This is a genomic window from Stenotrophomonas sp. JAI102, from assembly GCF_013409105.1.
In the GTDB taxonomy this organism is placed as follows: domain Bacteria; phylum Pseudomonadota; class Gammaproteobacteria; order Xanthomonadales; family Xanthomonadaceae; genus Stenotrophomonas; species Stenotrophomonas maltophilia_AA.
Genome location: NZ_JACCCI010000001.1, coordinates 779828 through 795518, shown reverse-complemented (window position 1 = coordinate 795518; position 15691 = coordinate 779828). Strand labels below are relative to the sequence as shown.

The 15691-nt window shown below is 69.7% G+C and carries 10 protein-coding genes; 4 read left to right on the top strand and 6 right to left on the bottom strand.

Going from position 1 to position 15691, the window contains the following annotated elements:
- From cueR to HDC96_RS03675, 4 genes are all read right to left on the bottom strand, one after another.
- Positions 1–501 carry a Cu(I)-responsive transcriptional regulator gene (gene cueR, locus HDC96_RS03690; protein WP_179458787.1) on the bottom strand — a complete coding sequence of 167 codons (501 nt, stop codon included), beginning with the start codon at positions 499–501 and terminating at the stop codon, positions 1–3.
- On the bottom strand, positions 498–3038 hold the full coding sequence (locus tag HDC96_RS03685; RefSeq protein ID WP_179458786.1) for a heavy metal translocating P-type ATPase: 2541 nt from the start codon (positions 3036–3038) through the stop codon (positions 498–500). The genes cueR and HDC96_RS03685 overlap by 4 nt, the downstream gene beginning before the upstream one ends.
- Positions 3039–3156: 118 nt before the next feature.
- Positions 3157–4467: a sorbosone dehydrogenase family protein gene (locus tag HDC96_RS03680; RefSeq protein WP_179458785.1), complete on the bottom strand. Its 1311-nt coding sequence runs from the start codon at positions 4465–4467 to the stop codon at positions 3157–3159.
- Complete coding sequence (locus HDC96_RS03675) at positions 4464–4880, bottom strand: DUF2231 domain-containing protein (RefSeq protein WP_179458784.1); 417 nt, start codon at positions 4878–4880, stop codon at positions 4464–4466. The genes HDC96_RS03680 and HDC96_RS03675 overlap by 4 nt, the downstream gene beginning before the upstream one ends.
- Positions 4881–5003: 123 nt before the next feature.
- Here HDC96_RS03675 and HDC96_RS03670 point away from each other — a divergent pair, with 123 nt between their 5' ends.
- Positions 5004–6131: an alpha/beta hydrolase gene (locus HDC96_RS03670; RefSeq protein WP_179458783.1), complete on the top strand. Its 1128-nt coding sequence runs from the start codon at positions 5004–5006 to the stop codon at positions 6129–6131.
- 48 nt (positions 6132–6179) lie between these two features.
- Here the strand turns inward: HDC96_RS03670 and HDC96_RS03665 are convergent, their stop codons facing one another.
- Positions 6180–7118 carry a LysR family transcriptional regulator gene (locus HDC96_RS03665; protein ID WP_179458782.1) on the bottom strand — a complete coding sequence of 313 codons (939 nt, stop codon included), beginning with the start codon at positions 7116–7118 and terminating at the stop codon, positions 6180–6182.
- Between the two features lie 147 nt (positions 7119–7265).
- On the opposite strand from HDC96_RS03665, the gene HDC96_RS03660 reads away from it, so the two are divergent.
- The gene (locus tag HDC96_RS03660) at positions 7266–8423 is read left to right on the top strand and encodes an alkene reductase (RefSeq protein WP_179458781.1); all 1158 of its coding nucleotides are present in this window, start codon (positions 7266–7268) and stop codon (positions 8421–8423) included.
- Between the two features lie 19 nt (positions 8424–8442).
- Here HDC96_RS03660 and HDC96_RS03655 read toward each other — a convergent pair whose 3' ends face one another.
- A complete protein-coding gene (locus tag HDC96_RS03655) occupies positions 8443–13230 on the bottom strand; it encodes an ATP-dependent helicase (RefSeq protein ID WP_179458780.1) in 4788 nt (1595 codons plus the stop codon).
- 247 nt (positions 13231–13477) lie between these two features.
- Here HDC96_RS03655 and HDC96_RS03650 point away from each other — a divergent pair, with 247 nt between their 5' ends.
- Together HDC96_RS03650 and HDC96_RS03645 are read left to right on the top strand one after the other, a co-directional pair.
- Entirely contained in the window at positions 13478–15376 is a 1899-nt protein-coding gene (locus HDC96_RS03650) for an FAD-binding oxidoreductase (protein ID WP_257018577.1), read from the top strand.
- A gap of 93 nt (positions 15377–15469) precedes the next feature.
- Complete coding sequence (locus HDC96_RS03645; protein WP_179458779.1) at positions 15470–15646, top strand: hypothetical protein; 177 nt, start codon at positions 15470–15472, stop codon at positions 15644–15646.
- Positions 15647–15691 lie beyond the last annotated feature (45 nt).

The window sequence follows — 15691 nt, the reverse complement described above, 5'->3', positions numbered from 1 at the left end:
TCAGGCGCGTGGCTTCCGCGCCGATACCCCGCGTGAGGACACGGGGGTATCGGCCCCGAACAGCGGCGTCCGTCGTGCCTTCCCGGACGCCGGCGCGTCCGATGCGGCGGCAACGGGCTCGGCCAGGTCGGCGATGATCGGGCAATCCGGCCGGTCGTTGCCATGGCAGTGCTCGGCCAGATGCTCCAGGGTCTGCACCATCGCCTGCAGCTCGGCGATCTTGGCCTTCAGCCCGCCCACGTGGGACAGTGCGACCGCCTTGACGTCGGCACTGGCGCGCTCGCGGTCCTGCCACAGCACCAGCAGTTCGCCGATCTGCTCGACCGAAAACCCGAGGTCGCGCGCGCGCCGGATGAAGCGCAGGCTGTGCGCGTCCTGCGGGCTGTAATGCCGGTAACCCGCCTCCGAGCGGGCCGCCGGAGGGATCAACCCGATCTGCTCGTAGTAGCGGATCATCTTGGCCGACACGCCCGAGAACGTTGCCGCTTCGCCAATATTCATCGTCCGGTCCTCATCGCGCCTGCCTCGACGCCGCTACCCAGCGTATCGGCCTGCATCGGTGCATGGAAGCGCTTGAGCCGCAGCGCGTTGCCGAGCACGAACACACTGGACAATGCCATCGCCGCCGCAGCGAAGATCGGCGAGAGCAGCGTGCCGTTGAACGGGTACAGCAGGCCCGCGGCCACCGGAATCAGCACCGCGTTGTAGGCGAAGGCCCAGAACAGGTTCTGCTTGATGTTGCGGATCGTCGCTTTGCTCAGTGCGATGGCATTGGGCACGCCACGCAGGTCGCCCGACATCAGCACCACATCCGCGGCCTCGATCGCCACATCCGTCCCGGTACCGATTGCCAGGCCCACATCGGCCTCGGCCAGTGCCGGCGCGTCGTTGATGCCGTCGCCGACGAAGGCCACCTTGGCGCCGCCCGCGCGGAAACGCTTCAACGCCGCGACCTTGCCGTCCGGCAGCACTTCGGCCGCCACTTCATCGATGCCGAGCTGGCGGGCGATCGCCGCGGCGGTGGCGGCATTGTCGCCGGTGATCATCGCCACCTTCAGGCCGAGCGCGTGCAGCGCCTGGATCGCGGCCGGCGTGCTCTCCTTGATCGGGTCGGCCACTGCGATCACCGCCGCCAGACGGCCATCGATGGCGGCATACAACGGGCTCCTGCCCTGCTCGCCCAGCTGCTGGGCGGTGGCGCGGAAAGCGGCGACATCCAGGCCGAGCTGGGTCATGTTGCGGTCCGCGCCGACCGCCACACTGCGGCCGCCGACCTGCGCCGACACGCCGAAGCCGGGCACGGCCTCGAAACGCTCGATGGGAGCCAGTGCAAGACCGCGCGCCTTGGCGGCCGCCACGATAGCCTCGGCGATCGGGTGCTCGGAACGGGTCTCCACGGCAGCGACCAGCGCCAGTACCTCATCCGCCGTGAAACCGGCGGCCGGCTCCAGGTCGGTCAGTTCGGGACGGCCCTTGGTCAGCGTGCCGGTCTTGTCCAGCGCAATCACGCTCACATCGCGCAGGGCCTGCAGGGCTTCGCCCTTGCGGAACAGCACACCCAGTTCGGCGGCGCGACCGGTGCCGACCATGATCGAGGTCGGCGTGGCCAGCCCCATCGCACAGGGGCACGCGATGATGAGCACCGCGACCGCATTGACCAGCGCAAAGGTCAGCGCCGGCGCGGGGCCGAACACCAGCCAGACCAGGAAGGTCAACGCGGCCGCGGCCATCACCGCCGGCACGAACCACATCGTCACCTTGTCCACCAGCGCCTGGATCGGCAGCTTGGAGCCCTGCGCCTGCTCGACCAGACGGATGATCTGCGCGAGCACGGTGTCACCGCCCACCTTGGTGACACGGAAGCTGAAGGCACCGGTCGTGTTGAGGGTGCCACCGACGACCTCGGCACCGACCGCCTTGGCGACCGGTACCGGTTCGCCGGTGATCATGCTTTCGTCCACGTACGAGGATCCCTCGACCACCGCGCCGTCCACCGGCACCTTCTCGCCCGGGCGGACCAGCACGATGTCGCCGCGCGTGACCTGCTCGAGCGGTACTTCGACGGTGTCAGCGCCGCGCTGCACGCGTGCGGTCCGCGCCTGCAGCCCGACCAGGCGCTTGATCGCCTGTGAGGTGCGGCCCTTGGCCCGCGCCTCCAGCGTGCGGCCGAGCAGGATCAGGGTCACGATCACCACGGCCGCCTCGAAGTAGACATTGGCGGTTCCCGGCGGGAGTGCACCCGGCGCGAACGTGGCGACCACCGAGTAGCCATAGGCCGCCGCGGTGCCCAGCGATACCAGCGAGTTCATGTCCGGCGCACCACGCAGCAGCGCCGGCACGCCCTTGCGGAAGAAACGCAGGCCGGGCCCGAACAGCACCAGCGTGGCCAATGCGAACTGCAGATACCAGCTGGTCTGCATTCCCAGGGTGTGCATCACCCAGTGATGCATGGCCGGCACCAGATGCGAGCCCATTTCCAGGATGAACACGGGCAGGGTCAGCGCGGCGGCGAGCACCAGGGAGCGGCGCAGCGCGCGCGCTTCCCCTTCGCGGCGTTCCTCCTCCTGGTCGCCGGCCGCGGCGGTGCTGACGGTGACGGCGCGCGCGGTATAGCCGGCCTTTTCCACGGCGGCCTCGAGATCGGCAACGGACACCGTCCCGGCCAGATGGCGCACCTGGGCGCGCTCGGTGGCAAGGTTGACGCTGGCCGCGATCACGCCGGGCACCTGCGCGAGGCTGCGTTCGACGCGGCCGACACAGGAGGCGCAGGTCATGCCCTCGATGCTCAGTTCGGTGCTGTCTTCCCGGACGGTGTAGCCCGCACTCTCGATGGCGCGTACGGCGGCCAGGGGATCGGCCGCGCCGATGAAACCGAGGTCGGCGCGCTCGGTGGCGAGGTTGACGGAGGCGCTCATCACGCCGGGCACGGCGGTCAGCGCACGCTCGACCCGGCCCACGCACGAGGCACAGGTCATGCCCTCGATGGGCAGGCTCAGGCGGCTGATCGGCGCGCCGGACCGGGAAGCAATGGAAGACATGGGGCAGTCCTTGGGGTGAGGTTACCTGCCACCCTAAAGGTTCCCATCATGGGAAGGTCAAGCGTCATAACGGGGACGGAGGGGATTATTAATCCCCTCCGTCCCCATTACTGGAGCGTTACGGCGCGGGCGTGCCGTCGGGGGTGACGCGCCAGATCGTGTTGGAGAGGTCATCGGCGACGATCAGGGCGCCGCGCGGGTCGACCGAGACGCCGACCGGGCGGCCGCGGGTCTTGCCGTCTTCGCCGAAGAAGCCGCTCACGAAATCGATCGGCTCGCCGGCCGGGCGACCATTGCTGAAGGGCACGAACACCACCTTGTAGCCGACCGGTGGATTGCGGTTCCAGCTGCCGTGCTCGCCCACGAAGACGCCATCGGCGAACTGCGTGCCCATCACCGGCGACGAGAACGCCACGCCGAGTGCGGCCACATGCGAGCCCAGCGCGTAGTCCGGCGCGATCGCCGAGGCGACCTTCGCCGGATTCTGCGGCATCACCCGGCGATCCACGTTCTTGCCCCAGTAGCTGTAGGGCCAGCCATAGAAGCCACCCTCCTTCACCGAGGTCAGGTAGTCTGGAACGAGGTTCGGGCCGATCTCATCGCGTTCGTTGACCACCGCCCACAGCGTGCCGGTGCCCGGCTGGATCGCCAACGCGGTGGGATTGCGGATGCCGGTGGCGTAGTCCTTGTGCGCGCCGGTTGCCACATCGATCTGCCAGATCCGCGCACGGTCGATTTCCACCGCCATGCCACGCTCGGTGATGTTGCTGTTGGAGCCGATGCCCACATAGAGATAGCGGCCATCGGCGCTGGCCGTCATCGCCTTGGTCCAGTGATGGTTGATCGCCGCGGGCAGGTCGGTCAGCTTGACCGGGGCCGCGCCCGCCTTGGTCTGGCCGTCCTGGTAGTCGAAGCGCACCACGGCATCCTGGTTGGCGACGTAGATCGCGTTGCCGATCATCGCCAGCCCGTACGGTGCGTTGAGCTTGTCGGCAAACACCGTCTTCAGTTCATAGGTGCCATCGCCGTCGGCATCGCGCAGCAGGGTCAGGCGGTTGCCGCTCTTGACTGCGGTGTTGCCCTTGGCCTTGATCTTGCCGGCGATGACATCCGTCGGTTTCAGTTTCGGCGCGCTGCCGCCCCGGCCTTCCGCCACCAGGATGTCGCCGTTGGGAAGGACCAGCGTCTGCCGCGGAATGCTCAGATCCGTGGCGATCGCCGAAATCCGGTAGCCCTTGGGCACGGTGGGCAGCCGGTCGCCCCACTGGGCCGGCTTGGCGATGGTCATGTCCGGCATCAACCCGCGATGCGGCTTGGGCATCTCCGGGTTGCCGCCGTACTGCTCGAGCTCCGGGGCCTTGCCGCTGCAGGCAGCCAGCGCGACCGCAAGCGCGGACACGGAGAGAATCCGGATCGTCTGGCGGCTCATCGGACACCTCCCACGCGCAGGCTGGACAGTCCCACCCAGGTCGCGATCAACGCCAGCACCGTCAGGATCACCGAGAGCACCAGGCCGGCCGGCATCACCGCCCACGCATCGCGGGCGTGGTGCAGGCAGTTGATGAAGCCCACGCCCCAGGTCACGGCCAGCAGCACGACATACACCAGGTTGCGGCTGCGACGGACCAGACCGACGATCCCGCACAGCAGCGCCAGCGTGGTCATCACCATGGCGCCAATCAGCAGCCAGGAGGCGAAGTTGGCCCATTGGATCTCGTACGAGCTCCAGTAAGCGTAGTCCGCCAGCAGCGCGCCGAGGAACAGCGGCAGCACGCCACCCAGTACAGCGGCGTGGAATGGATGGATGACCCATGATCGGGTCAGGACAACGGTCGAAGCCATGGTGGTCTCCTGGTGAGGGGCGAATCTCTCCCGATCCTGCCACTGCCCGCGTGATGGGGGTGCCGATGGCCTGCGCGCGTGACACACTCGCCGGCCACTGCACCTCACCGGGTCACCACGCCGATGAAACACCTGCTTTGGAGTCTGTTGGGCCTCGCCCTCGCGGGACTGTCCGCTTCTGCCCTCGCGTCACCGCCGTCACCGCCGTCACCGCACAACCGGGCCGAAGCGGTCGCCATCGTCAAGGAACTGCGGCGCGTGGTGAGCGATAACGGGGTGGAGCGGCTGGAAACCGTCCGCATTGGCGGCATCGACCAGGCGGTCTCGATCCGCGGCAACGACCGCCGCAATCCGGTGCTGTTGATGCTGCACGGCGGACCGGGCTGGGTGGCGATGCCCACCAGCTGGTACTTCCAGCGCGGCTGGGAAGAATATTTCACCGTCGTCCAGTGGGACCAGCGCGGTGCCGGGAAGACCTACGTCGCCAACGATCCCGCCGCCGTCGCACCGGCCATGACGCGCGAACGCATGATCGCCGACGCCGAGGAGATGGTGGCCTGGCTGCGCAGGGAGTTCGGCAAGGACAGGATTTTCGTGCTGGGCCACTCGTGGGGCAGCTACCTCGGCGTGGAACTGGCACAGCGCCGACCGGACTGGCTGCATGCCTACATCGGCATCGGCCAGATATCGAACGCGCCCGAGAGCGAACGCCGGGGATGGCGCTGGACCCTGCAGCAGGCCGAGCACGACGGCAATGCCGTGGCGGTCGCCGAACTCCAGGCACTGGCGCCCTACGCGGTCGGCAATGCCCCGGTGCCGCTGCAGCGGCTGTTCCAGCAGCGCAAGTGGCTCAACCACTATGGCGGCATGGTGCACAACCGTCGCGGTGGCGATGCCGAAGCGGCCGGCGTCCGCCTGTCACCCGAGTACACCGATGCCGATGTCGCCGGCATGTGGAAAGGCAACGACTTCTCGATGGAACATCTGCTGTCCGACGCCCTGACGCTGGACCTCACCGGCCGGCGCAGTTTCCAGACGCCGATCTTCCTGTTCCTGGGCCGTCACGACCACAACGTCTCCTCCGAACTGGCGGCGGCCTGGTTCGACACGATCACCGCGCCGGACAAACAGCTGATCTGGTTCGAGCAGTCCGCGCACGAAGTGATGATCGAAGAGCCGGGCAAGACCTTGTTGACCCTGGTGCAGCAGGTCCGCCCGATCGCAGCGCGAGCGGGAGACGTCGCGCCCTGAGTGCCGGGCAGCCGACACCTGACAGCGCATTCCCGCCCCAGCGCTGCATCAGCGTCCCCGCGTGTCGGCACGATCCCAGTACGGTGGCGAGCCGATCGCATCGGTGAGGAATGCCGAAACCTCGCGGACCTTGCGTGAGCGCAGCTTGTTTTCCGGCGACAGCAGCTGCAGGTGGACGCGCTCGGACTGCGGCGAAAACTCCCAGTCATCGAGCAGCGTGACCATGTGTCCGCCCTGCAGGGTGTCCGGGTTGAACAGCCAGGTCGGGAACATCACCACGCCGCGCCCCGCGAGCGCGGCCGCCAGCAACGCTTCGGCGTTGTTGCTGCGCAGGGGCCCGGTCACGTTCAAGGCCTTGAACGGCACGTCGGGCGTAGCGCGGAAGTACCACTTCTGGATGCCCAGCTGTCCCTTGTAGACCAGGCACTGATGCTGCAGCAGATCCTCGGGGCGCTCCGGCGTGCCGTGCGCGGCCAGGTAGGACGGGCTGGCGGCAAGCAGGTTCCGGTGCGGCGCGATGACCTTGCCGATCAGGCCCGAGTCGACCAGCGGCCCCACCCGGATGGTGATGTCCACCCCCTCCTGCACCGGATCGATCAGCATGTCGGTCAGGGTGAGCTCCACGAGCAGCTCCGGATACCTGGCCTGCAGTGTGTTGACGATCTGGGCGATATGCAGCCGCCCCAGCGATTCCGGCGCGTTGATGCGGATCAGCCCCCGCAGCCCGGCATCGCGGCCTTCCAACTGTTCGACCGCCTCGTCCAGCAGGTCGACGGCATCGCGCACCTGCAGGTGGAAGCGCTCGCCGGCCTCGGTCAGCCGCACCGCGCGCGTGCTGCGGTAGAACAACTGCTGCCCGACATCCTGCTCGAGTGCCGCGATGAAGCGCGATACCGACGACGCCGGCACCCGGTAGTGCCGCGCCGTGGCCAGGAAGCTGCCGGTGGCGGCGACGGTGAGGAAATAGCGGAGGGCTTTGAGCTGCATGGCGGGGGCCTCGGCGTCTGAATTGCGATTCCAGCAATAGTAATTTGTCCCAAGGCCGGATTGTGGCCGTTATCGCACGCCCATACGATGAGGTCACGCGCATGGCGGATCGCCATGCCCTCCCCCCTTCCCCCATCTGGAACTCCCATGAGCGCCCTTTTCGACACCTTCGACCTCGCCGGCCTGCCCCTGCGCAACCGCGTGGTCATGGCCCCACTGACCCGTGCTCGTGCCCCGCACGACGCCGCCGATGAGCGCACCGCGCTCTATTACGCCCAGCGTGCCACCGCCGGCCTGATCGTCAGCGAAGGCACGCCCATTTCCCGCGAGGGCCAGGGCTACCTGTTCAACCCCGGCATCTTCACCGCCGAGCAGATCGCCGGCTGGCGCCTGACCACCGATTCGGTCCACGCGCTGGGCAGCCGCATGTTCGCGCAGATCTGGCACGTCGGCCGGGTCTCGCATCCCACCATCCAGGCCGATGATGCGCTCCCGGTCAGTGCCAGTTCGCGCCTGCCGGTCGGCGCACAGGCGTTCGGCTACGACGCGCACGGCCAACCCGCGCTGGTGGCCTCGCCGGCCCCGCGCCAGCTGCAGACGGAGGAGATCGCGCGCATCGTCGCCGACTTCGCGCAGGCGGCCGCCAATGCCATCGACGCCGGCTTCGATGGCGTGGAAATCCACGGCGCGAACGGCTACCTGCATGAGCAGTTCATCAACCCGCGGGTGAATGACCGCAGCGATCAGTACGGCCCGCAGACGCTGGAGAACCGCCTGCGCTTCACCCTCGAGGTGATCGACGCCGTGGTCGCGCGCATCGGCGCCTCGCGCACCGCCATCCGCCTCTCGCCGTATGGCCAGCTGTTCGACATGCCGCTGTACCCGGAGATCGACGCGACCTACACCGCTCTCATCCAGGCGATCGGTCAACGTGGACTGTCCTATGTGCACCTGATGGACCAGTCCGGCTTCAAGGTCGGCCAGAAGTCGGTCGATGGCGCGGGCGATTCGGGCTTCGGCGGTCTGCTGCGCACGTTGAAGCCGCTGCTGCCCAGCACCGCGCTCATCCTCGCCGGCGGCATGACCCGCACCCGCGCCGAGCAGTTGATCGATGCCGGCGTGATCGATCTGGCCGCGTTCGGCACCGGCTTCATCAGCAACCCCGACCTGGTGGCACGCCTGCAGAACGGCTGGCCGCTGGCGCCTGCCGATCGCGAGACCTTCTATGGCGGCGGCGCCGCTGGCTATATCGACTACCCGGCCTACGTTCCGGCACGCGAAGCCGCGACCTCCCAGGCGGCCTGATAGATCCGGAACGGCGCGCTCATCCCTCCCAACCCACTCCTTTCGGCGCGCTGGAGAAGCCCGCCGCACGGAGTGCGTCCATCAGGGCATCGCGTCGGGCCGGCGCATCGTCGATCAGTTCCACGGTGAACGAGGTGCGGCGGCCCCGTCGCAGTGCGCTGGCCAGCGCCTGCGCCGCGGCAGCCGTGGTGCCTGCGAGGGACACATCGTCCGCATCGAAGAACGTCAGCAGCTGGCGGCCCCCCTGGGCCAGGTACATCAGCAGCCGCCCACCGCCGATCACTACCAGGGCACCGGCGCGGCGCACCGGCCGCACGCGCGAGCCGTGCACCGGCCAAGGCAGCACGGTGCCGAACGGATTGGCCGGATCGACCGCGGACAGCCCGACGGCGACCTCGGCGGCACCGGGCCGCAGGGCCTCGGCGATGCCGCGCAGCCTATCCACGATCAGGCGGTCGGCGAACTGCGCCCCGCCCAATCCTTCCACGAAGCGGCCGCGCAGCACGCGGCCCGCATCCTCCATGCCCCGAAAGACCTGTTGCAGGGCCGGGAAGCCGCCGGCGATGCCTTCGGCCACCGCGGCGCCACGGGTCACGATGCCGTGCCGGTCCAGCAGGCCGTCGGCCAGCGCCACCGCGCGTACCGTGTCGCTGATCGCCTCGCGCTGCAGCAGCGACCAGCGCCCGGCCAGGGTGGGTGCGGCGAAACTGGCGATCACCGCCGACGCGCCGTCGGCCAAGGGCGTCTCCCCCATCGGGATGCCACGGACGCCTCGACCACGCCGCGACGTGCGCGCAACCCGCGGCCGTGGCGCGCGTGAGCCGGACATGCCGCGCAGCGGTGCCCACAGATCGGTGCTCAGATAGCCCGACCAGGCCAGGTCCCACAGCGCGGCGTGCAGTTGCTCGGCGCTGATATCCGTAGTCGGCGTGCCGGCCCGCGCCCAGTGACTGCCCACCGCCGTGACCAGCTGGCGCGCGAAGTACGCGCCGCCGTCGGCCAGCACCTGCAGCAGCGCCTCCTGCAAGGGCGACAGCGCGGCCGAGACCAGGAGTGCCGGCAGTGTCTCGGCGGCGACCTCCTGCAGATGCAGCGAGACCAGGCCGTCCTCATCGCCCAGCCGCCCATGCCCGGCCCACACCACGGTCCCGGTGGCGAGCAGCTCATCGAGCATTGCCGGGGCGTAATCGACCACGCGCGCCGGGAAAATCTGCTGCTCCCAGACCGACACCGGCAGCGCCACCCCGGCCAGCAGCTCGACCACGCGCAGCACCCCGTCGATACCCTCCAGCGCGCCCGCGCCGCGGTGTACGCTGCCCCGCGCGGTCTGTTCGGCGTCGGCGAGCACGCCATGGCGCTCCAGCAGCAGCAAGGCATACGCCTCGCGCGCGACCGGCCGGGTCGCCTCGCGGGCCTGCTGCAGCGAGCGCATCCGCAGCCGACGGAATACCGCGTCACCGACCCATTCGTGGCGGGCCAACGGCGTCGACCCGGCCATGGCGGCGTCGGAGCGTGCATCCCGGCGGGCCACACCGAAGCTGCCCTTGAGCAGCTTGCCCTGCACTTCCAACGCCGCCAATGCCGCATCGACGACGGCCACGCCGAGTCCGAACGCGGCGGCGGCCTCCGCCGTGGTGAACGGCGCATGGGTGCGTGCGTATCGCGCGAGCAGTTCGCCCAGCGGGTCCCCCGACGGCAGCAGGAACACCGCCGGCACGTCCGTCGGCAGGCCGACGCCGAGGGCATCACGCAGGCGCCCGGCATCCTCGATGGCCGCCCAGTGCACACCGCCGGCGATCCGGACCGGGAAGGCGCGCCGCTCATCCACGAGGGCGGCCAGCTCAGGCGCAGGATCGGCATCGACCAGTCGCAGCGCCAGCGCTTCGTCGGTGAGGGGCCCCAGTTCGCGCAGCAGGTCGGCGATCCCTTCCCTGCCGCGCGCCCGCCGATCAGGCGCCCGCCGTTGCAGCTCATCGCCCACCTGCTCGACCACGGCCGCATCCAGCAGTTCGCCGAGGTCGACCTGGCCGAGCAGATCACCGAGCAGGCCGCTGTCGAGCGAGAGCACCGAGGCGCGGCGTTCGGCCAACGGCACATCGGTGCCGTACATGAACTCGGCGACATACCCGAACAGCAGGTTCGCCGCGAACGGTGACGGCACCTCGGTGGTGACATCGGCGATCGCCACGCTGCCTTCGGCGAGCCGCTGCATCAGCGCATCCAGCGCGTCCAGATCGTAGACATCCTGCAGGCACTCGCGCGCGGTCTCGATCAGGATCGGGAACTCCGGGTAGCCCTGCGCGATGGCGAGCAGTTCGCCGGCGCGCAGGCGCTGCTGCCACAGTGGCGAGCGGCGGCCCGGCGTACGCCGCGGCAGCAACAGCGCGCGTGCGGCACATTCGCGGAAGCGCGCGGCGAACAGGGCCGATCCGCCCACGGCGCGGGTGACCTCCCGGCGCAGCCGCTCCGGCTCGAACAGGAACAGCTCCGCTCCCGGCAGGCGCCCCTGTGCGTCGGGCAACCGCGCGATGATGCCGTCGTCGCTGGCGACCACCGCCGGATCCACGCCCCAGCGTTCGCGGATGCGCGCGGCCACCGCCAGCGCCCACGGATCGTGCACGCGCCGCCCATACGGCGAATGCAGCATCAACCGCCAGTCGCCGGCCTCATCCCGGCAGCGCTCCAGCACCAGGCTGCGATCAGTAGGCAGCACACCGGTGGCCTCGCGCTGTTCGGCCAGCAGCCCGGCAATGTTGCTGATCGCGTTGTCGGCCAGCCCTGCCGCCTGCAGCCGTTCGCGCAGTGCGGGCGGAACCCCCTCGTTCCCCTCGTCCGCCACGACGGCGTCGAGCGCGCCGATGAAGGCGCCCACCGCCTCGCCCAGCTCGGCGGGCCGGCCGACCCCCTCACCGCGCCAGAACGGCAGGCGCGCCGAACGGCCCGGCGCCGGGGTGACGACGACCTGATCGTGGGTGATCTGTTCGATCCGCCACGAGGTCGCGCCCAGGGTGATCACGTCGTTGACCCGCGACTCGTGGACCATCTCCTCATCGAGCTCGCCGACGCGGCGTGACCCGGCGCGCTCCTCGCCTTCCGGCAGCACCACGCTGAACATGCCGCGGTCCGGAATCGTCCCGCCGCTGGTGACCGCCAGCTGCTTCGCACCCGGGCGCGCGCTCAGTTCGCCGGTGACCCGGTTCCAGACCAGGCGCGGCCGGAAGCCGGCGAAATCATCGGAGGGATAGCGCCCGGCCAGCATGTCCAGGGTGGCATCGAAGGCGCTGCGGGGCAGCGACCGGTACGGCGCTGCGCGGCGCACGCGCGCATACCAGGCCTCCACGTCCAGCGTCTCCATCGCGGCGACGGCCACCGTCTGCTGGGCCAGTACGTCCAGCGGGTTGCGCGGCGGGTCGATGGCTTCGATCTCCCCGGCCAGCATGCGCTCCACCGCCACGGACGCGTCGATCAGGTCGCGACGCGTGCGCGGGTAGACCAGGCCTGTCGAGATGCCCCCGACCTGGTGGCTGGCGCGCCCGACCCGCTGCAGCGCGCTGGCCACCGAAGGCGGTGCGGCCACCTGGATCACCAGATCGACCAGGCCCATGTCGATGCCCAGCTCCAGGCTGGAGGTCGCCACCACGCAACGCAGCTCGCCGGATTTGAGCGCCTGTTCGATCTCGCGGCGCTGCTCCTTGGAGACCGAGCCGTGGTGCGAACGCGCGATCAGCGTCTCCGCACCGGCGGCCCGTCCCGCGGTGCCGCCATTGAACGAACCGTAGTGCTCGGGCACGGGTGCCGCTGTCGGGGTCTGCGCCGGGATCTGCCCGCGGGCGACGCGGTCGGCGTACAGCTCGTTCAAGCGGGCGGTCAGCTTTTCGGCCACGCCCCGCGAGTTGGCGAACACGATCGTGGAACGCCGCGCCAACACCTGGTCCAGGATGCTGGCCTCCACATGGGGCCAGATCGAGCCGATCCGCCCGGACGCCGGTGGCGCATCGGCCGCGGCAGGGTGTGGCGGAATGTCGGCCATGTCCTCCACCGGCACCACGATGCGGACATCCAGGGCCCGCTGCGAACGCGGATGGACCACGGTCACCGGGCGGTCGCCGCCGAGGAACCGCGCGACCTCTTCGACCGGTCGGACCGTGGCGGACAGCCCGATGCGCTGTGCCGGCGCCCGCAACAGGGCGTCCAGCCGCTCCAGGCTCAACGCCAGATGGGTGCCACGCTTGCTGCCCGCCACCGCATGGATCTCATCGATGATCACGGTGTGCACGTCGCGCAAGGTCTCGCGCGCCTGCGAAGTGAGCATCAGGAACAACGATTCGGGCGTGGTGATCAGGATATCGGGCGGACGTCGCAGCAGCCGCGCGCGCTCCGCCGTGGTCGTGTCGCCGGTCCGGATCGCGACCGACAGCGTGACTGCCGGGTCGCCGCGCCGCTCACGTTCGGCACTGACGCCCTGCAGCGGTATCTGCAGGTTGCGCTGGACATCGGCGCCGAGCGCCTTGATCGGCGAGAGATACAGCACGCGGGTGCCGCGCTTCTTCCGCGCCGACGCCTCCGGCTGCGCATCGCTTGCGTGCTCACCGCTGCGGAACAGCTGGTCGATCGCCTGCAGGAACGCGGCGAGGGTCTTGCCCGAACCGGTCGGCGCGATGACCAGGGTGTGCTGGCCGGCGCTGATCGCCGCCCAGGCCTGCGCCTGTGCCGGCGTCGGGGTCGCGAACGCCGCCGTGAACCAGTGGCGCGTGGCGGGAGTGAAGGCAGCCAGTGAATCGGGCGTGGGGTCGTGCGGAGTCGGCATGGATCCGGGTGTCGTGGGACGGTCGCCCGGCATCGGCCGCGAGCGCAAGGGAACCAGACTAGGGTATGCCGCGTAGGGCATGCGTCAACCGGCCTCCATCGCGTCGCATCAGCCGGGCACCGGTCGCCCCTGGCCCGCCGCCACTCGTCCCTTCACCCCCGGAATTCGGCCCCAGGCCACTGCTGGCGGGCCTCTACGGGACCACACTGGCCGGCATCGAACACGGCATTGCCACAGGAACCACCCGATGAAACGACGCGATTGCCTCAAGGCCGGCCTGACCCTGCCGCTGCTGCCGATGCTGCTCAAGGCCGGACCCGCCGTCGCGGCCGGTGCTGCCCGGGTGCGTCCCGGCACCGCGGCCTGGCCTGCCGCTGCGGCGTGGGAGCAGCTGTCGCGTGCCGTCGGCGGTCGCCTGTCGGTGCCGCAGTCGCCGTTCCTCGCGGACACCGCCACCCGCGCGGCGGCGCTGGAGCAGTTGCAGAATCCGTTCTATCTCGGCGACCAGCCCGCACTGACCCAGACCAGCGGCTACTTCGGCGCGTGGCGTTCGGTCCCCAGCGCCAAGGTGGTCGCCGCCGCCAACAGCGCCGATGTCGTCGCCGCGGTGAATTTCGCCCGGACCCATCGCCTGCGGCTGGTGGTCAAAGGCGGCGGGCACAGCTACCACGGGACGTCCTGTGCGCCGGATTCGCTGCTGGTCTGGACCCGCGCGATGAACCAGGTCGAGCTGCACGATGCCTTCGTCGCCCACAACGCCCGCCCGGGCACTGCACCGCAGCCCGCGGTCAGCGTGGGCGCCGGGGCGATGTGGATCGATGCCTACGATGCGGTCACCACCCGCGGTGGGCGCTACGTCCAGGGCGGCGGCTGCACCTCGGTAGGCGTGACCGGCCTGGTCACCGGCGGCGGCTTCGGCAGTTTCTCCAAGGCGCATGGCACGGCCGCGGCCAGCCTGCTCGAAGCCGAGATCGTCACCGCCGACGGTCAGATCCGCATCGTCAACGCCGACAATGACCCGGAACTGTTCTGGGCCCTGAAAGGCGGCTGCGCGGCCAGCTTCGGGATCGTCACCCGGATGACGCTGCGCACCCATGCCCTGCCCGACACCTTCGGCGGCGTCTCCTGCCAGATCCAGGCCAGCGACGACGCCAGCTGGCAGGCCCTGGCGGCGGAGATGCTGCGCTTCTACCGCGACGCGCTGTGCAACCCGCACTGGGGCGAGCAGTTCACGTTCAAGGACAGGCGGCGGCTGTCGATCTCGATGGTATTCCAGGGCCTGTCGCGCGAGGCGGCCGAAGCGACCTGGACGCCGTTCCTCGACTGGGTCCGCGCCCGGCCGGCGTACACCATCACCGATCCCCTGCAGGCATTGGCGATGCCCGCCCGCCACATGTGGGACGCGGATTTCTTCCGCGTGCATGCCCCCACGCTGATCGCCGAGGACACCCGCGAGGGCGCCGCCTCCCGGCACATGCTCTGGAAGGGGGACCAGGGCCAGGTCGGCTGGTTCCTGCATGGCTATGCCTCGGCGTGGCTGCCCTCCTCCCTGCTCGACGATGCCCGGCGCACGCAGGCAGCAGCCGCCATCTGCGCGGCCGCCGAACACATGGATGTCGGCATGCACTGCAACAAGGGGCTGTTCGGTGCGCCCGCGGCGGCGTTGGCGGCCAGCCGCGAGACCGCCACCCATCCAGCGGTGCTGGATGCCTTCGCGCTGGCGATCATCGGCAACGCCAGCGGGCCGGTGTATCCAGGCCTCGGCCTGAACGTCGATGAGCCCCGGGCACGCCGTGGTGCGTTGAACGTCGCGCGCGCCTACCAGGCACTGAGCGTGGTGGCGCCGTCGGCGCCGGCGTATGTCTCGGAGAGCGACTACTTCCAGAAAGACTGGCAGCAGGCCTTCTGGGGACCGAACTACCCCCGGCTGCAGGCGGCCAAGCGCCGTTACGATCCGCAGGGTCTGTTCGTCATCCACCATGGTGTCGGCAGTGAAGACTGGAGCGCGGACGGCTTCGAGCGGTGGGCGCCCCTGTCTCCAACGTGCTCAGGCTCGGGCATACTCCGATCAGCATCGGTGTCGGCGGCTTCCACGACGTTGACCAACCAGAATACGCCAGTCGGTGGACCGGCCGGTTGTTCGTGACCCTGGTCTTTGCCGAATGAGGCCGGTGCGAATGTGCAGGTCCCGCTATTACGCTGAGTAAGTGTTGAATCGATCCACCCCCAAGGAGGTCCCATGCATGGTCACCCGCTGGTCTGGATCGTCAGCCTTTTCGTGCTGCCCCTCGTGGTGGCCCTGGTGCTGAGCCTGTTCGTTCGCCACCGCGGCATCAGTGCGAATGCAGTGCTGGCATGGTTCGTGATCGCGTGCTGGTGCGGCGCGCTCGGGGTGATTCTGTCGCAGGTGTGGTGACCCGCGCTGCCGGCCAGCGGCCGGCACTACCCAGGCAGGCGAGCA